General features: G+C 28.3%; 21 protein-coding genes. 19 read left to right on the top strand and 2 right to left on the bottom strand.

Features of this window, described 5'->3' with window-relative positions; all coding sequences use genetic code 11:
• Positions 1-62: 62 nt before the first annotated feature.
• The 6 genes from H2684_RS09075 (at position 63) to spoIIR (ending at position 9,173) form a co-directional block, all read left to right on the top strand.
• A complete protein-coding gene (locus H2684_RS09075; protein WP_182089090.1) occupies positions 63-869 on the top strand; it encodes a cyanophycinase in 807 nt (268 codons plus the stop codon).
• Positions 870-884: 15 nt separating this feature from the next.
• Entirely contained in the window at positions 885-3,515 is a 2,631-nt protein-coding gene (cphA, locus tag H2684_RS09080) for a cyanophycin synthetase (protein ID WP_182089091.1), read from the top strand.
• Positions 3,516-3,688: 173 nt separating this feature from the next.
• Entirely contained in the window at positions 3,689-4,531 is an 843-nt protein-coding gene (gene ispE / locus H2684_RS09085; protein ID WP_182089092.1) for a 4-(cytidine 5'-diphospho)-2-C-methyl-D-erythritol kinase, read from the top strand.
• A gap of 173 nt (positions 4,532-4,704) precedes the next feature.
• On the top strand, positions 4,705-6,162 hold the full coding sequence (locus tag H2684_RS09090) for a spore germination protein (protein WP_182089093.1): 1,458 nt from the start codon (positions 4,705-4,707) through the stop codon (positions 6,160-6,162).
• A gap of 21 nt (positions 6,163-6,183) precedes the next feature.
• A complete protein-coding gene (locus tag H2684_RS09095; RefSeq protein ID WP_182089094.1) occupies positions 6,184-8,400 on the top strand; it encodes a Ger(x)C family spore germination protein in 2,217 nt (738 codons plus the stop codon).
• Positions 8,401-8,498: 98 nt separating this feature from the next.
• Complete coding sequence (gene spoIIR / locus H2684_RS09100; protein ID WP_182089095.1) at positions 8,499-9,173, top strand: stage II sporulation protein R; 675 nt, start codon at positions 8,499-8,501, stop codon at positions 9,171-9,173.
• A 36-nt stretch (positions 9,174-9,209) separates the two neighbouring features.
• Here spoIIR and H2684_RS09105 read toward each other — a convergent pair whose 3' ends face one another.
• Positions 9,210-10,463: a glycosyltransferase gene (locus tag H2684_RS09105; protein WP_182089096.1), complete on the bottom strand. Its 1,254-nt coding sequence runs from the start codon at positions 10,461-10,463 to the stop codon at positions 9,210-9,212.
• Between the two features lie 350 nt (positions 10,464-10,813).
• On the opposite strand from H2684_RS09105, the gene ypeB reads away from it, so the two are divergent.
• The 5 genes from ypeB to rho all read left to right on the top strand — a co-directional run bounded on the left by ypeB (position 10,814) and on the right by rho (position 16,851).
• Positions 10,814-12,178 (top strand): germination protein YpeB, encoded by a 1,365-nt coding sequence (ypeB, locus tag H2684_RS09110; protein WP_182089097.1) that lies wholly within the window; start codon positions 10,814-10,816, stop codon positions 12,176-12,178.
• Between the two features lie 87 nt (positions 12,179-12,265).
• A complete protein-coding gene (locus tag H2684_RS09115) occupies positions 12,266-12,682 on the top strand; it encodes a DUF1934 domain-containing protein (RefSeq protein WP_182089098.1) in 417 nt (138 codons plus the stop codon).
• 139 nt (positions 12,683-12,821) lie between these two features.
• Positions 12,822-13,130: a ribose-5-phosphate isomerase gene (locus H2684_RS09120; protein ID WP_182089099.1), complete on the top strand. Its 309-nt coding sequence runs from the start codon at positions 12,822-12,824 to the stop codon at positions 13,128-13,130.
• Positions 13,131-13,337: 207 nt separating this feature from the next.
• Positions 13,338-14,945, top strand: coding sequence for a CTP synthase (locus tag H2684_RS09125; protein ID WP_182089100.1), 1,608 nt, complete (start codon positions 13,338-13,340; stop codon positions 14,943-14,945).
• Positions 14,946-15,303: 358 nt separating this feature from the next.
• Positions 15,304-16,851, top strand: a complete 1,548-nt coding sequence (gene rho, locus H2684_RS09130; protein WP_182089101.1) for a transcription termination factor Rho — start codon at positions 15,304-15,306, stop codon at positions 16,849-16,851.
• A 57-nt stretch (positions 16,852-16,908) separates the two neighbouring features.
• Here rho and rpmE read toward each other — a convergent pair whose 3' ends face one another.
• Positions 16,909-17,121, bottom strand: coding sequence for a 50S ribosomal protein L31 (gene rpmE, locus H2684_RS09135; RefSeq protein ID WP_182089102.1), 213 nt, complete (start codon positions 17,119-17,121; stop codon positions 16,909-16,911).
• Between the two features lie 232 nt (positions 17,122-17,353).
• On the opposite strand from rpmE, the gene H2684_RS09140 reads away from it, so the two are divergent.
• The 8 genes from H2684_RS09140 to H2684_RS09175 all read left to right on the top strand — a co-directional run bounded on the left by H2684_RS09140 (position 17,354) and on the right by H2684_RS09175 (position 24,022).
• Complete coding sequence (locus tag H2684_RS09140; protein WP_182089103.1) at positions 17,354-17,977, top strand: thymidine kinase; 624 nt, start codon at positions 17,354-17,356, stop codon at positions 17,975-17,977.
• Positions 17,977-18,909 carry a DUF1385 domain-containing protein gene (locus tag H2684_RS09145; protein ID WP_182089104.1) on the top strand — a complete coding sequence of 311 codons (933 nt, stop codon included), beginning with the start codon at positions 17,977-17,979 and terminating at the stop codon, positions 18,907-18,909. Before H2684_RS09140 ends, H2684_RS09145 begins: the two co-directional genes overlap by 1 nt.
• Positions 18,910-18,945: 36 nt before the next feature.
• Complete coding sequence (prmC, locus tag H2684_RS09150; protein WP_182089105.1) at positions 18,946-19,827, top strand: peptide chain release factor N(5)-glutamine methyltransferase; 882 nt, start codon at positions 18,946-18,948, stop codon at positions 19,825-19,827.
• Positions 19,828-19,907: 80 nt separating this feature from the next.
• Positions 19,908-20,978, top strand: coding sequence for a peptide chain release factor 1 (gene prfA / locus H2684_RS09155; protein ID WP_182089106.1), 1,071 nt, complete (start codon positions 19,908-19,910; stop codon positions 20,976-20,978).
• 42 nt (positions 20,979-21,020) lie between these two features.
• Positions 21,021-21,665, top strand: a complete 645-nt coding sequence (locus H2684_RS09160) for a hypothetical protein (RefSeq protein WP_182089107.1) — start codon at positions 21,021-21,023, stop codon at positions 21,663-21,665.
• A 53-nt stretch (positions 21,666-21,718) separates the two neighbouring features.
• Complete coding sequence (locus H2684_RS09165; RefSeq protein ID WP_243159309.1) at positions 21,719-22,441, top strand: ZIP family metal transporter; 723 nt, start codon at positions 21,719-21,721, stop codon at positions 22,439-22,441.
• 33 nt (positions 22,442-22,474) lie between these two features.
• Positions 22,475-23,527, top strand: a complete 1,053-nt coding sequence (locus H2684_RS09170) for an L-threonylcarbamoyladenylate synthase (RefSeq protein ID WP_182089108.1) — start codon at positions 22,475-22,477, stop codon at positions 23,525-23,527.
• A gap of 36 nt (positions 23,528-23,563) precedes the next feature.
• Positions 23,564-24,022 (top strand): low molecular weight protein arginine phosphatase, encoded by a 459-nt coding sequence (locus H2684_RS09175; RefSeq protein ID WP_182089109.1) that lies wholly within the window; start codon positions 23,564-23,566, stop codon positions 24,020-24,022.
• Positions 24,023-24,047 lie beyond the last annotated feature (25 nt).

The following is a 24,047-nucleotide window of genomic DNA, read 5'->3' on the forward strand; positions in this document are numbered from 1 at the left end:
TATGCATAATTATCATAAATTTGGTAAAAATATTACATATACATAGGAAGGGATGCGTCATTTTGGAAGAAAAATTAGAAGGAAATTTAATAGTAATAGGAGGAGCTGAAGATAAAAAAGGTGATAAAAGTATACTGAAAGAGGTATGCAATAAATTAGATAAAGATAATGATGTATTAGTTATTGCAACAATAGCTTCTCAAGTGCCAGATCAGCTTGGTAGCGAGTATAATAGTATATTTAAGAATTTAGGAATAAAGAATATAAAAATATTGAATATAGAAAAAAGAGAAGATGCTTATAAAGAGGAATGTATAGAAAAAATTAAGAATGCTTCATTGGTGTTTTTCACTGGAGGAGATCAATTGAGGATAACTAGCTTAATTGGAGGCACACCATTATGCCTAAAAATAAATGAATTGTATGAAAAAGGATGTATATTTGTTGGAACCTCAGCTGGTGCGTCTGTTATGAGTGAAACAATGATAGTTACTGGACCAGATGATGAATCTCCTAAAAAGTGTACATTAAAAATGGCACCAGGCCTTGGACTTATAAAGGGAGTCATAATAGACCAACATTTTGCCCAAAGAGGTAGAATAGGAAGACTTTTAGTTGGTATTGCTGAAAATCCTGAAAGTTTAGGAATAGGGATAGATGAAGATACTGCTATTGTAATAAAAGACAGTGGTGAATTTAAAGTTATAGGATCTGGAGCCGTTTATGTAATAGATGGATCAAATATAAGTTACAGCAATGTTTCAGAACAACATCCAGAAGAAGTATTGTCAATTTTTGATGTAAAATTGCATGTACTTAAAGACGGAAATAAGTTCAATATAATAAACAGATTGCCACAGAGTAATTAGGAGGATTTAATAAAAATGAAAATAGACGATATTAAAGTTTTTGATGGAAGAAATATATATTCACATAAAAGATGTATTAAGATGTGTGTGGATTTAGAAGGATATAGGGATATCCCTACTAAAGATATAGAAAACTTTAATGACAGATTACTTAAAACTATACCTGAATTAAATGAACATAGGTGTGGAATTGATAAAGAACATGGATTTAGAATAAGGTTATACCAGGGAACGTATCTAGCTCATGTTTGTGAACACATTATAATTGCACTTCAAAATATGATTGGCATAGATGTAGCTTACGGAAAGTCTAGGGAAATAGAAGGCGACAAGTATTATATAGTATTTCAATATGTTTATAAAAATGTAGGAATACAAGCAGGAAAAATAGCAGTGGAGATAATAAATTCATTTATAAACAAAGAAAAATATGATTTTAATAAATCGATAAATTCACTAAGAGATACACTAAGGTATGAAGAAATAGGTCCTAGTACTGCATCTATAATAGCAGAGGCTAAAAGAAGAGGGATTCCTATTACTAGAATAGGAGATAATAGCGTATTTCAACTTGGATATGGTAAATATAGTAAAATTATAGAGGCTACTATATCTTCCAATACAAAAGCTGTAGCTGTTGATATATCTTGTGATAAATTGCTTACAAAAGAGATATTAAAAAATCAATGTCTTCCAGTGGCATTAGGAGATTTGGTAAAAGATGAAGAAGATCTTATTGTAAAAGCTGAAGAAATAGGATATCCTGTTGTTTTAAAGCCTAGGAGGGGAAATCAGGGAAAAGGTGTATTTATAAATCTAAAAAATAAAAGTGAGGTTATAAGAGCGTATAAGGATTTATCTAAATATTTTACAGATATAATTATAGAAAAAAATATATTTGGAAATGATTATAGAGTTTGTGTTGTAAATGGGAAAGTTGTAGCGGTTTCTCATCGTATTCCCCCATATATTATTGGAGATGGAATAAGCACTGTAAAGAAACTAATAGAAGATGTTAATAATGATATCATGAGAGGATATGGCCATGAGAAACCTCTAACAAAGATAAAAATCGATGAGCACCTTATAGAATATATTGGTAAGAAGAATTGTAAATTAGATAGTGTGCTAAAAAAAGGACAGAAACTTATTTTAAGGGAAAATGCAAATTTATCTACAGGGGGTAAGGCTATTGATTGCACAGATAGAATATGTAAAGAGAATATAGATATATGTGAAAGAGCAGCTAAAGCCATAGGATTGGATATCTGTGGTATAGATTTATGCTGCATGGATATAGGTAAATCTGCTTTAAAAAATGGTGCAATACTTGAAGTAAATGCAGCTCCTGGAATAAGAATGCATCATTATCCAAGTATGGGTAAGCCTAGGGATATATCAAAAGCAATAGTAGATAGTATGTTTGAGAAAGGTAATACTAATATACCTATTGTATCAATTACAGGTACTAATGGTAAAACTACAACAACAAGACTTGTTGCACATATTCTTGGAAAAGCTGGATATAAGGTGGGAATGACAACAACAGGAGGAATATATATAAATAATAAATGCATATATACTGGAGATACTACAGGATACTATAGTGCAAAGGCTGTATTGAATAATCAAGAGGTTGAAGCCGCAGTCCTTGAAACAGCTAGAGGTGGAATAATAAAAAAAGGTCTTGCATATGATACTGCTGATGTTGGAGTCATAACAAATATTACAGAAGACCATTTAGGAATAGATGGTATAGAAACTATGGAGGATTTAGCATTTGTTAAGGCACTTGTTGGAGAAGCGGTAAAAAAAGATGGATATGTAGTAATGAATGCAGATGATTTAGTGAGTATGAGTATAATAAATAGAATGAAAAGTAACATAATAATGTTTTCGAAGGATAAATACAATACTATGCTTAGAAATAATATAAACAAGGGAGGATACGGTGTTTATATTCATAATGATGTTATGTATGTTGAAAAACAAAATAATGTAGTACCTATAATAAAAGTTAAAGATATAAAAGTATCTCTTGGTGGGAAGTTAATGTATAATGTAGAGAATGCAATGGCTGCCTGTGCAGCGGCTATAGCTTTAGATATAAGTTATGATAATATAAGTAATGGGCTTAAAACATTTTATGGAAATGCATTTTTTAATCCTGGAAGATTTAATATATATGACTTAAATGGAGCAAAAGTTATATTAGATTATGGTCATAATATTGAAGGCTATAAGTCTGTTATTCAGGGAATTAAGAATATTCCTCATAAGAGGTTAGTTGGAATAATAGGTGTACCAGGTGATAGAACGGATAAAAGTGTTGAAGAAATAGGTAGAATAGCAGGGGAAAGCTTTGATTATATATATATTAAAGAAGATAAAGATAGAAGAGGTAGAAAGCTTGGTGATATAGCATCTATTTTAAGGAGAGGAGTGCTTAAGACAGGATTTAACATAAAGAAGCTTAGAACTATTTTAGATGAAGAGAAAGCATTAGAAGAAGCTTTGAATAATTTAAAAAAAGGAGATATAGTAATAATATTTTTTGAAATTTTAAAACCTCTCCAAAAGCTAGTTGCTCAAAAAATAAATGAAGAGAAAACAAATAAAATCCAGAGTTCAAAGATTATGGTTTAATATATTTTTGCATTATAATCTAAATTTTAATAGCAAATCTAGAGTTTTAATGAGAATTGTAGTAGAATATAACAAGTACAATATAATTAAAAAGTATAGTGAATTATAGTATGTGTCATTATATAGAATACATATTGTAATTACATAGATTAAACTCGGATTTGGAGGATAGTATGTTGGTAAAAGCCTATGCCAAAATAAATTTGTCATTGGATGTAGTAGGAAAAAGAGATGACGGATATCATTTACTAAAGACTATAATGCAGACTATAGATTTATATGATGTTATAAAAATAAATAAAATAAGTAGTGGAATAGTTATAAATTGCAATAAGGAGTATGTACCATCAGATAATAGAAATTTAGCTTATAAAGCAGCGGAATTATTTATTAACACTTTCAATATAAAAAGTGGTGTTAGTATAAATATACAGAAAAATATACCAGTATCTGCTGGCCTTGCAGGTGGAAGTACAGATGCAGCTGCTGTTTTGAGAGCTATGCGAGATATGTATAAACCGAATTTAAGTGATAGAGAGTTAGAAAAAATGGCATTAAAGATAGGAACAGATGTAGTCTATTGTATTACAGGTGGAACTGCATTGTGTGAAGGAATTGGAGAAAAGGTCACAAGAATTTCACCATTTAAAAATCATATTTTAGTACTTGTTAAACCTGCTTTTGGTATATCATCCAAGGAAACATATGCAAATCTTGATGTAAACAGGATAAATAAACATTTAGATATAAAAATGTTAATAAAGATAATAAAAAACAATGACATAGTGAAATTGGGAAAGAATATGAGAAATGTATTAGAAAATGTTACATTGAAAAAACACTTTATATTGAGACAAATAAAAAAAGAAGCTATGGCTTTAGGCTCAATAGGTTCGCTTATGAGCGGAAGTGGACCTACTATATTTTCATTTTTTAATGATATATTAAAGGCACAAGCTTATTATGACAAGATGAAATGTAAATATAAGGAAGTATTTATAACTAGAACAATTTAAGTATATAGCTTAATATATAATATTAAATGGGTATTATAAGAGTTTGTTATTCTTATAATACCCATTTAATATTGCAATATTATAAAGACAAACTTAATGAATAACTAAAACTTAAAAAGCAAAGGATATTTATTAGTGTTATCAAAACTTAATTCTTAAGGAAGTGATGGTTTTTGAAAGAGATAATCGAAAATTATGTATCTCCTAAAATTAATGAAAATATGGAGTATGTTAAAAAGTTACTTGATAAAAATTCAGATATGATATTTAGAAACTTCTATATAGATAACATAAAAGTTTCAATTGTTTATATAGATGGAATGGTAGATAGAACATTACTCAATGACCTCATGAGAGGTATCATGATAAAAAGTCATCATATAGAGAACAAAAGTGAAATAAAGGATAGAATTTTAACAATTTCTGATGTAAAAGAATTTGATGACTTGGAAAAGGGTGTAAATCTTGTACTTGCAGGAGAAACAATGATGTTTGTAGATGGACTTAAGAGTTTCTATATAATAGCTACTCGAAGCTGGCCAGCTAGAAGTATATCAGAGCCATCTTCTGAAACTGTTATTAGAGGTTCTAGGGATGGTTTTACAGAAACAATTAGATTTAATACTGCTCTTATTAGAAGAAGAATTAGAGATAGCAGGTTAAAAATTGTGTCAAATACAATAGGAGTGAGATCTAAAAGTGATGTTGCAATTGTATATATAGATGACATAGTAAATGAAACTGCTTTAGATGAACTGAAATCTAGACTTGATAACATAAAAATAGATGCTATTTTAGACAGTGGCTATGTAGAACAGTTAATAGAAGATAATAAATGGTCTTTATTTCCACAGGTGCAAAGTACTGAAAGACCGGATGTAGTAGCTGCAGCATTATATGAAGGAAGAATTGCAATACTTGTAGATAACTCTCCTTTTGCCATAATAGTTCCAACTACTATGCCTAATTTGTTTCAATCTCCAGACGATTACTATCAAAGATGGATATACACCTCTACTGTAAGAATTATAAGATTTTTATCTATGATTATATCTGTTATAATGCCTTCTTTGTATGTGGCTGTTACATCTTTCCATACAGGAATAATACCAACAAAGTTTGCATATTTTATTGCTGCGTCAAGAGAAGGTGTGCCATTTCCTGCTTTTATAGAGGCTATAGTTATGGAAATTAGTTTTTGGCTTCTACTTGAGGCTACAGCAAGACTTCCTAAAGCTATTGGGACTACAACGGGTATAGTTGGAGGACTTATAATAGGGCAAGCGGCAGTTCAAGCTGGTATTGTAAGTCCGATTATGATAATCATAGTTTCTATTACAGCAATAACTAGTTTTACTGCTCCTAGTTATGAAATTACTTCCGCATTTAGACTTATAAGATTTTTACTTATAATTGCATCTGCTATAGCTGGATTTTATGGCATTATGATAGGTTTAATAATAACATTGATACACCTTGTAAAGTTGAGGAGTTTTGGAATTCCATATTTATCTCCTATGGTAAATGAAAATAAAAATGACTTTAAAGATATGTATATAAGATTCCCTATTCATATGTTGAAAAGAAGACCAAGGTACATGAATACTCAAGATAAAATAAGACAGAAATAAGGAATAGAGGTGATGTAAAATATGCAGGATAAAAACTTTATTAGTAGTTTTGGACTATTTAGCACTATCATAGTAACTGTTATTGGAATTGGAATATTCTCTTATCCACAACAGGTAATATCAATCATAGGTACAGATTCCTGGATTATAACCATTCTAGGCGGAATTTTAGTATATATTTTATTATATATTATATGGTTTATAATAAAAATGAATGGATACAATAAGTTTTATTTTATATTGAAGAATAGTTTTGGGAAAATTTTAGGAAGTATATTTGCTATTATTTTTATAATATATAATATTATATCTATATCATTTGGCATGAGGGTATTTACAGAAGTAATAAAGATGTATTTATTGGAGAAAACACCTACAGAATTTATATTTATCGTTACAATTTTAACTTCAATATATCTTATAACAAGTGGACTAAAGAATGTAGTGAAATTTAATGAGGTATCATTTTGGATAATGTTTGTACCAATAATTATTGTATTAACACTCACCTTAAATCAAGTTGATTTTAGTAATATACTTCCCGTGTTTATTGCTGATAATCCACATAGATATCTTGAATCATTGAAGACTAGCATATATAGTTTTTCAGGTATAGAGATTATATATGTAATGGCACCTTTTATAAAAAAGAATTTTTCTCCAGCTAAAACTTCCGCAAAAAGTATGATATTTATAACCTTATTTTATACAGTTGCAGTTATTATAGTGTTATCTATTTTTTCATCAGGAGAAACTAAAATGCTTTTATGGCCTACAATGACTATGATAACATCTATAAGTGTTAACTCTATATTCATACAAAAGTGGGAAGGAATAGTTATGGCTCTATGGATTATGTTTTATTTTACTACATTTTCAAATGTGTATTATTTTTCTTGTGATATATTGAAAGATGTATTTAATTTAAAAAGTATTAAGATACCTTGTATTGCTTTAGGAGTTTTAATTTATGAAGCTGCATTATATCCTAAGAATATAGCATCTGTATACGATATTGGTAATAGGTACTTTTTAGCACTTTTTGTATTTAATATAATTATACTCCCTATAATAATATTTTTATTCACAAAGTTCAGAAAAAAATCATTAAAAAGAATAGTGCCATTAATATTAATTTGTGTATTATTTACAGGATGTTGGGATAGAACTGAAATAGAGAATAAAGAGATGATTTCTATAATTGGGGTGGATTCAGGAGAGGATATAGATAAAAGTGGAGAACAATATTTAAAAAAAATTCATCTCACTTTTGGAATGCCGGATTTAAGCGAACTTGGACCAGATAAAGGAAAACAGTCAGAGGATAAATATATAGATTCTGAGGGATATTCATTCCAGGATGCAGTTAGCAAAGCTAGACTTAAAAGTAGTAGATCTATAAAGTTTAGTCATACAGGATTACTTGTGTTTAGTGAGGACATTATCAATCATCCTGATGTATTTAAACAAGTTTTAGATTATCTCCATAGAGAGCCTTCTTTAAATAGAAATATGTATATAGTTCTTGCAAAAGGAAGTGCAGAGGAGTGTATAAAATCTAAAACTGATCTTGAAAAGAATGCGGAAACTTATATAGGTGGATTGATACAAAATGATTATAAAAATAGTCAGGTAATTCCAGTAACTTTAAACGATTTTTTAATTCAAATGAATGAAAATGGTAATAGCCTTTTGCCGGCAATTGTCATTAATAAAACAAGTAAAACCTTAGAAATTCAAGGATCAGCAGCAATTAAGAATTTTAAAGTTAAGGGATTTTTAAATCCAGAGGAAACGGCAAACTTAGAATTGCTTAGAGGTAAGTTAGAAGGAAGTAACAAGACAATATACTTAGATAAATATCCAGTGGATATTGATATTAATAATACTAGCAGAAAAATTGCTGTAAGTGAGAAAGATGGTAAATTAATATTTAATGTTAAATTGAATATAGAATCTCAATTAAAAGATTATTATTTAGATAAAAAAGTATTTTCTATTAATAAGTTAAATTACATTCAAAAAAAGTTTAATAGTTCTATAAAAAAGGAATGTGAATATGCACTTGATGTATCCAAAGATCTTGAAATAGATCCTGTAGGATTTGATAATTATTTAAAAAAGTATCATTATAACATATGGAAAAAAGTAAAAGATAGTTGGGATAAAAATTATAAAAATTCGATAATTGATGTGGAGGTAGATACGCAAATAAGAAGAATTGGTATTGTAAAATAATATATTTATAAAAAGATGAATATAACCAAAATATCTGTCAATACTCATTATTAGAAACAAAATTAACTTTGATTATAAAATAAGGGGGATTAATCAATATGAAAAAGTTTTTCCAAATATCTATATTAAGTGTTTTGGTTGTATTCATTATAAATTTTACTGTCAGTTCAAATAATTATAATCCAAATAATCAGCAGGATTTGCAACAAAGTATAGCATCTAAGATCATAAGATTCCATGTTATAGCTAATAGTGATACAAAATATGACCAAGCTCTTAAACTAAAAGTAAGGGATGCAATACTTGATTACATAGCTCCAAAAATGAAGAATTGTAAAGATATAAATGAATCTAGAAAAGTGTTATTGGAAAATAATAAATATATCTTATCTATAGCACAACAAGTGATAAACAATGAAGGATATAATTATGGAGTTAAAAGTACATTCTCTAAATTTAATTTTCCTATAAAAACTTATGGAAACATTACTCTTCCTCAGGGTAAATATGAAGCTTATAGAGTAGTAATAGGACAAGGCAAGGGGCAGAATTGGTGGTGTGTTATGTTTCCTCCACTCTGTTTTGTAGACATTTCAAAAGGTGAGGCATCTTATGAAAAAACAGAAAGGGAAATGAAAAGTGTATTGAATCAAAAAGAATATAATTCAATAGACAATCAAAAGGAATATCTAAAAAATAACGATAATAATTCCTATAAAAAAGTAAAGATAAGATTTAAAATAGTAGATATTCTTAAAAGTATTAAGTTTTAAATAAAACCTAGGGTTTTATCCCTAAGCTATATTAAATTAATTACCATCAAATAATTTGTTGGCAGTTTTTAAAAAATATTCTCCAGCTGATTTAACTAGTGTTTTTATATCTTCTTTTTCATAAGATTTACTATGGCCTATAATGTGATTATTTATACTGGAGTTAATTTTATTATTGTCAATAAGCAAATGAATTAGTTTTATAATGTTATATCCAGCATTTGATTTTGCAAACTTAGCACAGTTTTTTGACATATTATTTAAACTGTCTTTAGATTTTAGAAGTTTAGAAATATTTTCACCACACTTTGAAATATCAGTTAAATTTATAGCAAGATTATGTTTAAAAAGAAATTGAGCATTCTTTTCTTCTTGTCCTGGAATTGGAGAAAATATTCCAAGTGGTAGATTACATATTAATGCTTCAGTGATTGTAAGACCACCTGGTTTAGTTAAAAGTAGATTACTTGATTGCATATATTTATTTACATTATCTGTATAGCCGATTATACAAGTATCTTTTAAAGAAGACTTATTAAGCTTTGAAAGATGAGAATATAATTTCTTGTTTTTACCTGTTATTATTATCATCTGTATATTGTAATCTATTTTGTCTAATTGTTCATATATATCTATTATTTTTCCCATTCCAAGACTTCCACCCATAATGAGTATTGTAAATTTTGAAGGAGATAGATTTAATTCTTTTAAAGTTTTTTCTCTAGGATATTCTTTTTTAAATTCAGGTTTAACAGGTATACCAAAGTCGTATATGTTTTTTCTTTCTATTCCTTCTGATACCATTTTTTCAATCATATCTTTATTTGATACTATGTAGGCGTCTATATATGGATGAAGCCATGTACTATGAGAATAGAAGTCAGTAATAATAGACATGCATGGTATATTTAAGTTATATTTAAATTTTAATACTGACAGCATTTCTGTAGTAAAAGGATGAGTAGATATTAATATATCTGCTTTAAAATCATCTATTAAAGGAATGAGTTTGCATGTTAATGCTTCTATTAATTTTGAAGCTAAAGTAACAGCAATTGGATCATTTCCTTCAGAGTAGAAAAATAATTTTCTATAAAGAAAAGGTGTAACTTTCAAAGCTTTTAAATAACTACCTATTACAACCTTGTCTATTACTGGGTTTATATATTTTAAAGTATCTATTATTTCTACTTTTGAATTTGAATTTTCAAGTTTGATGTAATCTTTTATGGCTTCTGCTGCATTAAGGTGACCTCCGCCGGCAGAAACTGAAAAAATTAACGCTTTCATTTAATCACCTTCTGATTAATTATGTATGAATTAAAAATAAAAAAGTTTTTATGATTACTGGATTTACTTAACATTATATAAAAAGTAAATGTAATAATAAACTGATTTAATTAACATTTAAGAAAAATTTAATATTAAACCTAATTTTAAATAATTGAGAATATGAACTTATATAAGTTATTATACCAGATAAATTGTTTATGTATGTGGTATACATAAGTAAAATATTTTTAAACTGCATTTATGAATATTATATGGAAATAATACTAATACTAAATTTATATTAAAATATAAACAATTAAACAGAAGGAGGGAGAGTCTTCCAGCTTTAAATTTGGAAGGTATAAATAATGAGAACATCTAAAAAGAGGATTATATATACAACTATAGTGACTTTAATTGTTGTATTTTCAAGTACATTTGCTATTCTTATGACTTTAGAGAGAAATGATTATAGAAATTATCTACAAGGTGAATATGGGAAAAATATGTTTGAACTTATAAATTCAGTTCAAAATATAAGAGTAAATTTAGCAAAGGCAGAAGTAGTAGGTTCTAGAGAACAAGGAATAGCTGTATTTGGAGAAATATTTAGGTATTCCAGTATAGCCACAGATAAGCTGCACTCTCTTCCAGTATCTCAAGAAGCAATATCAAATACAAGTAAGTTTTTAACTCAAGTTGGTGACTTTTGTTATACTTTAGGTCAGGCAGCTAGTAAGGGAGAAAACCTTACAGATAAAGATTATGATAATATAGATAGGTTAAAAGAAGAATCCTCTAAATTGGAAACTCAATTGGCAAGTGTATCAAATAATATAAATGAGGGACGTATTAAGTGGGGAGAAATAAGGAAAAAGGTTACAGGAGTATTTGCAAAGAATGATTCAGATATGGTAGGAAGCGAATTTGAAAATATTCAAAAGCAGGTAGCTCAGTATCCGTCTTTAATTTATGATGGACCATTTTCCGACAATGTGCTTTCAATAAAGCCCAAGATAATTTCGAAGAAAGAAGTTACTCAAAAACAAGCAGAAACACTTGCAAAAAAGGTTATGGGAAGCAATAAAATTAACAATTTAAGTGTAAAGAATATAACTGAAGATGGAGGTATAAAGGTTTATAGATTTACTGCTAATTTAAAATCAGATGAAAAAAAGAGTGTGATTTGTGAGATAAGTAAAAATGGTGGGCAGATACTATACCTCATGAATGAAAGAACTATAAATAACTCTAATATGGATACAAAAAAGGCAATTCAACTGGGAGAAAAGTATTTAAATAGCTTGGGATATAAAAATATGGTGGCAACATATAGTTTAAGATATTCAAATGAAGCCATAATAAATTATGTGTATAAACAAGGCAATATAATTATGTATCCCGATCAGATAAAATTAAAAATAGCTTTAGATGATGGAGAAATTATAGGGATAGAGGCAAAGAAGTATTTAGTCGCTCATGAAGATACAAGAAATATAAAAGATCCAAAAATAAGTTTAGATTCAGCTAGAAAAAGAATTGCAAAAAGATTAAATATAACAGGAGAAAAATTAACTATGATTCCTACAGAAAGCAATAAGGAAGTATTGTGTTATGAATTTTCAGGAAATTATAAAAAGGATAACTTTAAAATTTATATAAATGCATATACAGGATATGAAGAAAGAATAATTCAAATAATAGATACTCCAAATGGTGAACTTACAATGTAGTTAGCTTGCATCATATTATTGTTCTGATATAATAAATCTATGATTATTAATAATTTATTATTTTGGGAGATTTCGGGAGGAATATTTATGAGTAAAAAGGCTGTTATATCGGTGGTAAGTACTAGAGAAAATGAAGATGATACTATAGAAGTAGTAACTCCAGGCAGCTTTTATAAAAAAGATAATTCATATTATGCAAAATATAAAGAAACAGAAATATCAGGCATGGAAGGAACTGACACAACTTTTAAAATAGATAAGGATACTTTTTCACTTATGAGAGTAGGAACTACCAATACGAGTATGGACTTTAATAAAAAAAGAAATACAATTTCTGTTTATGATACTCCTTATGGAATTATTGAACTTAAAATAAAGACAAATAAATTGGATATAAATGTAGATGAAACGGGAGGAAATATATTTATAGATTATAATTTGAGTATATCTGGACAAAAATATCAAAATACAAAATTGAAAATTAATATAAAAACGGAAATGTAATTTATTTTTATGGTAGTTAGTTTTTCTAATAATTATATTTATCAACTTAAATATGTGTTTAGATTTTAATATATTGGATATTAATAATAACAGGATATAATAGTTTAAAGTATAAATTAATTATTAGGGAAGTTGAATAATGAATAAGTATTTTAATAATAAGAAAAAATTATATATGACTATTGTTGAGATATTGTGTGAATATAAAGGACTAACTAAAGATGATTTATTTAAAATATTAAAAGATAAGAATTGTAAATACCTATTTTTTCTTTTAATTAAAAAATATGAATGTTTTGACTTAGATATATTAAAAGAGGATTTGCCAAATATTAATAAAAGCAAGATTACAAATAATATGAAAAGGGCTGAGAAAAAATTACTATTTAATAGAAAAATAAGAGATATGTATTTCGAAGCTGAAAATTTAATAGATAAAATAAAATAACAAAAAAAAGTCTAGCATATATTAATATAATGTGTTATTATATTAGGTATGTTAAAAAAATTAAAAATTAATATTAAATTATAATAATAAATACATTATTTGAGTAATTTTTATTATAATACTTAATAATTTTTTTGTCAATAATAAGTTTATATAAATTTGAAAAACACAACCAGGGGGTGAATGCTGCTGCAAAGCAGAAATTTTATGAGTACAAAATATATATTTGTAACTGGAGGAGTAGTATCTTCACTTGGAAAGGGGATAACTGCAGCTTCTTTAGGAAGACTATTGAAAAATAGAGGACTTAAGGTTTCAATTCAAAAATTTGACCCATACATAAATGTAGATCCAGGTACTATGAGTCCTTATCAACATGGAGAAGTTTTCGTAACTGATGATGGAGCAGAAACTGATTTAGATTTAGGACATTATGAAAGATTTATAGATGAGAGTCTTGGAAAAAATAATAATGTAACTACAGGTAAGATATATTGGTCCGTAATATCAAAGGAAAGAAAAGGCGAATACCTTGGAAGTACTGTACAAGTAATTCCACATATAACAAATGAAATAAAATCAAGAGTTTATAAGGTAGCAAAAGAAAAATGTGAAGATGTTGTTATAACTGAAATTGGTGGAACTATAGGAGATATAGAATCACTTCCTTTTTTAGAGGCTATAAGACAGATAAAATATGATGTTGGAATAGAAAATGTATGTTTTATACATGTTACTTTAGTTCCATATTTGTCTAAGTCAGGAGAATTAAAAACTAAACCTACTCAACATTCTGTTAAAGAACTTAGAAGTATAGGAATACAGCCTGATATAATAGTTTGCAGATCTGAAAAAGAACTTTCAGAAGACTTAAAACAAAAAATAGCTCTTTTCTGTGATGTGGACAAGGATTGTGTTATACAGAATCTAGATGCTGAAAATTTGTATGAAGTTCCTCTTATGCTTCATAAAGAGGGTTTGGATAATTTAGTATGTAGAAAGTTGAATTTAACTTGTAATGATATAAATAATGATGAATGGATAGATATGGTACATAGAATAAAAAATTTATCCAAAGAAGTAACTATAGGACTTGTAGGTAAGTATGTAGAATTGCATGATGCATATATATCGGTAGTCGAAGCGCTGAATCATGGAGGATATGCCAACAATTCTTCTGTCAATATAAAATGGATTAATTCTGAAGATGTAACAAGAGATAATGCAGAAGAATATTTGAAAGATGTAGATGGAATTTTGGTACCTGGTGGCTTTGGTGATAGAGGAATAGAAGGAAAAATAGAAGCTGCAAGGTGGGCTAGAGAAAATAAAGTTCCATTTTTAGGCATATGTTTAGGCATGCAATGTGCTGTAATAGAGTTTGCTAGAAATGTAATGGGATATAAAGGAGCACATAGCTCTGAAATTGATCCTAACACCAAATACCCAGTAATAGATTTAATGGCTGATCAGAAAAAAATGGAAAAAAAAGGTGGAACTATGAGGCTTGGAGCTTATAAATGTAAGTTAATGGATGGAAGTAATTCATTTAAGGCATATGGTAAAAAAGTTATTTATGAAAGACATAGACACAGGTATGAATTTAATAATGAATATAAAGATAAGTTTTCTAATGCAGGGCTTGTATTTTCAGGAATCAATCCAGATTCAGGGCTAGTGGAAATTGTTGAAATCAAAGACCATCCTTGGTTTGTAGCTGTACAATTTCATCCAGAATTAAAATCAAGACCAAATAAACCTCATCCTTTGTTTAGAGATTTTATTGAAGCATCTTTAAAGACTTCTCTTAAATAAAATATTAGGTTAGGATAGAATATATTTATATCCTAACCTATTAGTTTAAATATCTATTTAATGTAAATGAATGTATAATCAATGTATTATGTATAATTTCTATATTGAAAATTGTATATTTTTTAATCTAATAGTTGATTATTTAGTATGATAATAATATTATATAATAAGTGGAATTTATATAACATCAGTTTTCCCTATAATTATGGATTAAAAATTTCTATAAGGTTATAATATAATATATAGTATATTGCCCTTCAATATGAAAATTTCTTAGCATAGAATTTAATTTATTTTCGATTCCCTTTTGAGTTTTCCCAAATAATTACATAAAGTTAATAATGAGAGGTGTTATTTTTTGATTAGTAAAGATAAAGAACTAGGCACTATGAAGCTAATAGAGCTTAAAGAACTTGCAAAGGATTTAGGAATGAAAGATTACTATAAATATAGGAAGGCAGAGTTGATTGAAAAGATAAAGATGTTATCTCCTGCTTGTATAAAAAAAGATGGAATTGTACTTAGAGAGAAAATAAGTCCTAAAGGTGAAAATACAAATAAAAATGAAATAATAGAAGAAGACAATGATAAATCTTTAGGAGTAAAAAAAGTAGAATCATTAAATCAGAGAAGTCAAGAAGATCAGAAAAATCATGAGGAATCAAAACAAAAAGATATTTATAAAAATCAAAATTATAAGAAAGATGACCATAATAAGGAAAAACTAAAGGAAATGATAAATGAGTCTGATAGTGCAAAGGGAGTTCTTGAAATTATAGAAAATAATAATTATGGATTTTTAAGAGGTAAAAATTACTTAACTGGGCCGAATGATATATATGTATCACCATCTCAAATAAGAAAGTTCAACTTAAAAACAGGTGATGAAGTTATTGGTAAAGTTAGGATTCCAAAAGAGGGAGAAAAATTTAAAGCACTTCTTTATGTTCAAAAAATAAACGGAGAAAGTCCTGAAAGAGCTATAGGTAGAAGTCGATTTGAAACACTTACACCTATATATCCAAATGAAAGAATAAAACTTGAAACAGGAAGAGCTGATTTATCTACAAGACTTATGGATATAATGTCACCTATAGGAAAGGGACAGAGAGGAATTATAGTTGCTCCGCCTAAAGCCGGGAAAACCACACTTCTAAAAAAAATAGCTCAAAGTATATCTATAAATCATCCTAAAATAAAATTAATAGTAGTGCTTATAGATGAAAGACCAGAAGAAGTCACTGATATGCAAAGGTCAATTCGAGGAGAAGTAATATATTCTACTTTTGATGAGGAACCTGAACATCATACTAAAGTGGCGTATATGGTTCTTGAAAGAGCAAAGAGAATGGTTGAGCAAGGACAAGATGTAGTAATACTTTTAGACAGTATAACAAGACTTTCAAGAGCATATAATTTAACTATAACTCCTACAGGTAGAACACTTTCTGGAGGACTTGATCCAGGTGCTTTAATAATGCCAAAAAAATTCTTTGGTGCAGCAAGAAATATAGAGGAAGGTGGAAGTCTTACTATTCTTGCAACGGCTTTAATTGAAACTGGTAGTAGAATGGATGATATGATATTTGAGGAATTTAAAGGGACTGGTAACATGGAAGTTCATTTAGATAGAAAACTTCAAGAGAGGAGAATATTTCCTGCTATTGATATATATAAATCTGGAACAAGAAGAGATGACCTTTTATTTAAAACACAAGAAGAAAAAGATGCTGCATTTAATATAAGAAGAATTTTATACGATGAAAATAATAATCAAAATATAACAGAACAACTTATAAATCTTTTAATGAAGACTAAAGATAATAAAGAATTTATAGGACTTGCAAGTAAGATTGATATGAATATAAAGCGACTTGATAAGGATAAAAAGATAAATAACCTATAAAGATAAAAAACCTGACCTAATAAAGGACAGGTTTTAATAATCTAAGCATAAAATATCTTATTGTTCATTTTTTAAGTTGAATTTCTTTAAGAATTTATCAACTCTTCCACCTGCATCAATCATCTTCTGTTTACCAGTGAAGAACGGATGGCATTTAGAGCATATTTCCACTTTCAGTTCTTTCTTAGTTGATCCAGTTGTGAAAGTGTTTCCACATGCACACTTAACTACAGCATCATGGTAGTATTCTGGATGTATGCCTTTTTTCATATTTTCCACACCTCTTTCGAATTTAAACACAGTTTATATTAACTATTTGATTATATCATGTGATTTACATCAAGTCAATAAAGGCAGAATATGAAGTAATCTTATATTAAAATAAATACTTTAATAAATCATTAAGTTTTGTTAAAATAATATTTGATTGAAAAATATTTTAATTTTTTAAAAAATTTTAAAATGATTAGTGGATAATAAAAAATTAGAAGAAGGAAGATCTATGAGTAAACTATATTTTAGATATGGAGCTATGAATTGTGGCAAGTCTACAAATTTGCTACAGGTAGCACATAACTATGAAGAAAAAGGTATGAAAGCTGTTATAATAAAACCTTTAACTGATACTAAAGGAGGAGACAAGGTAATATCAAGATTAGGTATTTCTAAAAAAGTAGATATATTAATCGATAAAAATGACGATATAAGATGTATTATAAATAAATGGAAGAGAGATAATGGAAGAGTAGATTGTGTACTTGCAGATGAGTCACAATTTTTTAAAAAAGAGCATATAGATCAACTATTTAAAATAGCTGTGCTGGACGATATACCTGTAATATGCTATGGAATTAGAACTGACTTTAAAATGAATGGTTTTGAAGGAAGTGAAAGATTACTGCTTTTAGCACATAGTCTTGAAGAGTTAAAAACCATATGTAAGTGTGGAAAAAAAGCTATATTTAATGGGAGAAAGATAAATGGTAAGTTTGTGTTTGAAGGTGAGCAAGTTGTTATAGACAATAAAGATAATGTAGAATACGAAGCCTTATGTGGAAATTGCTACTTAAAGTATAAAATTGACTATGAAAATTCTAAAAATAAGGCCAAAAATGAGGTGATGTAATGTCAAGAGTTACGTCGGTTGGAGGACAGGCTGTTATAGAAGGAGTTATGATGAGGGGACTCAATGGAATTGCTACTGCGGTTAGGAAACCAAATGGAGAAATTACTGTTGATAGAAAATATGTCACACCATATAATAAGAGAAACAGTTTCTTTTCCCTTCCTATTATAAGGGGATTTTTAGGACTTATAGAATCACTTGTTATAGGAATAAAGACACTTGACTATTCTGCATCTTTTTTTGAGGAAGATACAGAGGTACCAAGTAAATTTGATATATTATTTAAAAGAGTATTTAAGGATAAAAGTGAAAATGTGTTACTTTTTATAACACTTTGTATGTCTATTTTAATAGCTGTAATTTTATTTTTTATATTTCCTACTTTTTTAGCAAATATATTTAAAAAGTTTGGAATAAGTAGTACTATTGAATTAAATATTATAGAAGGAATAATAAGGGTAATCATATTTTTGGCATATATATATATAATTGGTACGATACCTGATATAAATAGACTTTTTCAATATCATGGTGCTGAACATAAAACTATATTTTGCTATGAAAATGAAGTTGAACTAACTCCACAAAATGCTAAAAAATTTGGAAGACTTCATCCAAGGTGTGGTACTAATTTCTTGTTTTTAGTTATGATAATAAGTATAATATTGTTTTCACTTACAGGATGGGACAACATTTGGAAAAGAATATTGTATAGAATTGTTTTATTGCCACTAGTTTCAGGTATAACTTACGAGGTTATAAAATGGATGGGATGTAGTAAAAGTATGTTTTCAAAAATATTGGCATATCCAGGTCTTATGTTGCAGAAGCTTACTACAAGAGAGCCAGATTATGATCAATTAGAAGTTGCAATAGTGGCTTTAAAATTTGCAGAAGGAATAGAAGATGCTGAAAATAAAAAAACTCTATAAAAAACAAATTTAATTTATTTGAAACGGAGAATTAAAATGGAAAAGGTAAGAACTACAGAAAAGGTAAGAACTACAGTAGGTGAACTTTTAACTTATGGATATGAAAGGTTAAAATTAAAAGATATAGGCAGTTATAAACTTGATACTGAATTAATTCTTGGAAAAGTTTTAAACAAAGACAGATTATTCTTGTTTATAAATAGAGATTATGAAATGGACAGCGAAGAGATAAAAAAGTATTATAAACTCCTAAATTTAAGGGAAAAAAGAGTACCTGTTAAGTATCTATTAGAGGAATGTGAATTTATGGGACTTAATTTTTATATAAGGGAAGGAGTTCTTATTCCAAGGCCTGATACAGAAATTTTAGTTGAAAAAGCAATTGAAAAGATAAGAGAAAATAAGTTCATTAAAGTATGTGATGTATGTTGTGGAAGTGGTGTTATTGGTGTATCTATAGCTAAATTTATTGAGAATGTTAAAGTGACATGTTGTGATAAATTTGTTGATGCTTGTGAGGTTACAAGGGAAAATATAAAAAGATTTTCTCTTGAAAATAAAGTTGCTTTAGTAAGAAGTGATTTATTGCAGAGTTTTATATTAGAAGGTGAAAAATTTGATATTATAGTTTCCAATCCACCTTATATAAGAGAAGATGTAATTCCAACTTTAATGAAGGATGTAAAAGATTATGAACCATATGATGCTCTCTGTGGTGGAAAAGATGGACTTAAATTTTATAGAAAAATAGTAGCACAAAGTATAGGTCTTCTTAATAAAGGTGGAATGATTATGTTTGAAATAGGCTATGATCAAAGAGAAGCCGTAGAAAATATTTTAATGGAAAATGGGTTTTATGATATTGGAAGTGTTAAAGATTTAGCTGGAAGAGATAGAGTTGTATTTGGAAGATTTTAAATGGACTTAAAATTGCTGAGAATAAAAATAGTATGATATAATAATAAGTTGTGAAAATATTTATACGGAGTGATAAAAATATGTTGGAAAGACTTGATTTTATAGAGAATAAATACGAAGAGTTATCTATTAAAATAAGTGATCCTGAAGTTATGAAGGATCAAAAAGAATGGCAAAAGTTATGCAAAGAACATGCAGAGTTAGAGGAAATAGTTGGAAAATATAGAGAATACAAAAGTGTAAAGAAAGAACTAGAAGACAATAAGGAAATGCTCAAGAATGAAACAGATAAAGAAATGAAAGAAATGGAACAAGAAGAGATAAAAGGACTTACCGAAAAGATAGAAAAAATACAAGAGGAATTAAAGATATTGATTTTGCCTAAGGATCCTAATGACTCTAAAAATGTATTTGTGGAAGTAAGAGGTGGAGCAGGAGGAGAAGAGGCAGCTTTATTTGCTGCAGATCTTACAAGAATGTATACGAGATATGCAGAAAGAAAAGGTTGGAGTGTAGAAACAATAAGTTTAAATGCTACGGATATCGGTGGATTTAAGGAAATAGTATTTATGGTTAAGGGAAAAGGTGCTTATAGTAGATTAAAATATGAAAGCGGTACACATAGAGTTCAAAGGGTACCTGATACAGAGTCAAGTGGAAGAATTCATACATCCACTTCAACAGTAGCAGTGCTTCCAGAAGTTGATGATGTAGATATAGTAATAGATCCAAATGATATAAGAATAGATGTTTTTAGGGCTTCTGGACATGGTGGACAGTGTGTAAATACTACTGATTCTGCAGTTAGAATTACACATATTCCTACTGGAATTGTAGTGTCTTGTCAAGATGAAAAATCTCAACTTAAAAATAAAGAGAAAGCTATGAAAGTTTTAAAATCCAGACTCTATGAAGCAGCTGAAGCTGAAAGAAATAAAAATATAGCTGAAGATAGAAAAAGCCAAGTTGGAACTGGTGATAGAAGTGAAAGAATAAGGACATATAACTTTCCACAAGGAAGAGTTACAGATCATAGAATAGGGTTGACACTTTACAAACTTGATTCATTTTTAGATGGAGATATTGATGAGGTTATTGATGCTCTTATAACAGCTGATCAAGCAAAAAAAATGGAAGCTATGGGTAATTAAAAGAGAGGAGTTGAAAACCGTTATAAAAATTAACGGGAAGTAATGAATATAGATAAAGCCATAAGAAAGCGAAAAAAATCTTATAAAAGATTTATGCTATCTATGAGCTTTATTTTTTTTATTCTTCCAATTGCATTTATACTATCAGGAAAGTTCTATTTGTTTTATATAATTTATTTAATAATTATAGAAATACTTATATTTTTGGTATCTATAATTAAAATGAGTAACGAATCTTTAAAATTTTATTGTGATGGATATAAATTAAAAATAATATTTGGAATAAAAAGAGATAGTATTAAAATAATTTGCGAGAAAGTAATATTGGTTCATGTTGAAAAGTATGAAAATCAAAATAAGAATAAAATTAAAGATATTGATGATTTTAAAATCATAATTTTGGCAACTTCTAAGTTTAGAAATAATAGAATGATTGCAGTTGATTTAAACTTTTTAAAGAGGTATCCTTATGTTGCAGATCACTATATTAACTTAAAATCTATATATCCAGAAAAGAATTTTTATTACACAGTAATTAAAAGAGCTGGTATAAAAAAATATCCACTTTTAGATTGTATATATAAAAATTGTGTTTATGCACATTTTACAGATGATTTTATAAATAGGTTAAAATTTTACAGAGAAAATTCTGAAAAATATAATTTAACTAAGAATAATTATAAATGAACGTAAATTAGCATAAGTATAAAACATAATTAATTAAATATATAGGTGGTATTTTGAATATAAGTATTACGGATATAGTAGTAATAGGAAGTGTCGTATCTCTTCTGGGAACTATGATTGGAGCTTCTCTTGGTATAATTGTGAGAAAACCTTCAAATAGATTTATTGGAACTATAGTGGGATTTGCAGCTGGATTGATGCTTTCAGTTGTGGTATTTGATTTAATACCTGAAGCAATCATTACATGGAATTTTGCGAGTACTATAATATGTGCAGTTATAGGGTCACTGATTATTGCAGTAATTGACAGTAAAATTAGCATAGGAAATATAAACAAGCATGTTAAAGTTGCATTTATGACTGCACTTGGCCTCATGATTCATAATTTACCTGAAGGAATAATAATGGGATGTGGATTTAGGGCAGGGGGAAGCCTTGGAATAAAGATGTGTCTTATAATTGCAATTCATGATATACCAGAAGGACTTGCTGTTTCTGCTCCTCTTATGTCATCTAATATAAAGAAAGTAAAAATACTTTTATATGCCTTTATTACAGCATTTCCAACAGCTATAGGAACTTTTTTTGGAGCTTTTATAGCTGGCATATCAAAAAATGTTCTTGGAATTTGTCTTTCTTTTGCAGCAGGTATAATGCTCTATGTAGTATGCGGTGAAATGATACCTGAGTCTTCTAAATTATGGGAGGGCGTGACTAGTACATTAGGTGTTTTAGCAGGGATAATTTTGGGACTTGTAATTGTACATGTATTGTAAAAGATTAATTTTAAAACAAAGGGTGATAATTTTATGGACACAAAAATTTATATGCTAAATGAGAAAAATATTGATAAAAATATTATAAAAATAGGCGCAGAAATTATAAGAAAGGGTGGTCTTGTAGTATTTCCTACGGAAACTGTATATGGCCTTGGAGCTAATGCACTAGACGAAAATGCAGTAAAAAAAATATTTGAAGCTAAAGGAAGACCCCAAGATAATCCTCTTATAATACATATATCAAATCTAAATCAAATCAATTCTTTAGTAGAAAATATATGTGAATCTGCAAAGAAGTTCATGGATAAATTTTGGCCAGGTCCTATGACTCTAATACTTCCAAAGACAGATTTAGTTCCAGGTGTTACAAGTGCAGGACTTCCAAGCGTTGGAATAAGAATGCCATCTAATAATATAGCTAGAGAACTTATAGAAGAAGCAGGTGTTCCTATTGCAGCACCTTCTGCTAATATATCAGGACGACCTAGTCCTACTGATGTGGAAAGATGTATTGAGGATTTAAATGGAAGGGTTGATTGCATTTTAGGTGGAGATATGTGTGAATTTGGAGTGGAGTCTACAGTTATTGATTGTACAGTAACTCCAAGCTGTATATTAAGACCTGGTAGAATAACTCTTGAAATGTTAAGAGAAATTGAAAGTGATGTTTATATTGATCCTGCAGTTATGAAAAAACCTGATAAAAATATTAAACCAAAGGCACCGGGAATGAAATATAGACATTATGCACCTAAGGCAAAGGTAAAAATAGTTAAGGGAAATTTGAAAAAAACTATTGCAAAAATTAATAAAATGGTGCATCATTATATAGATGAAAATAAAAAGGTAGGTATAATTGCTACAGATGAAACTAAGGATTATTATAAAGATGGGTTTGTAATATCCTTAGGAAGCAGAAAAGATATGGTACAAATTTCGAGAAACCTGTTTGAAACTCTTAGAAGTTTTGACGATAACAATGTTGATATCATAATTTCAGAGGCATTTTCTGAAGAAGGAGTAGGAGTTGCAGTTATGAATAGACTTCAAAAGTCTGCAGGTTTTGACATTACAGAAGTTTAATTTTATATTATTGTTAGGGAGTTGGTGATTGTTTTGATGAAAGTTTTATTTGTATGCACAGGTAATACTTGCAGAAGCTGTATGGCAGAAGCAATATTTAATACATTTTCTAATACAGATAATATGATTGCATATTCAGCAGGAATATCAGTAATACCTGGTAGCATGACATCTTTCAATTCCGCACAAGTTGTTAAAAAACATCTTGATTTAGATATAAGCAAAAGGAAAGCAATTCAACTCACTGAAGATATAATGAAAAGTGTAGACTTAATTTTTACTATGACAAAATATATAAAGAATACACTTACTCATACATTCCCTGAATTTGAATATAAAATATTTACTTTAAAAGGATTTGTTTCACACAAAGATGAAGATGTAGTAGACCCTTTTGGCGGCAATATAACTGACTACGAGTTTACATATAAAGATCTTAAAAATAGTATTTTTACATTGCTAAATAAATTAAAAGAAGATATAGGCATTGTTTGATGTTTTTATCTTCTTTTTTTGCGAA

Source organism: Clostridium sp. cel8, assembly GCF_014050525.1.
Classification (GTDB): Bacteria; Bacillota; Clostridia; order Clostridiales; family Clostridiaceae; genus Clostridium_B.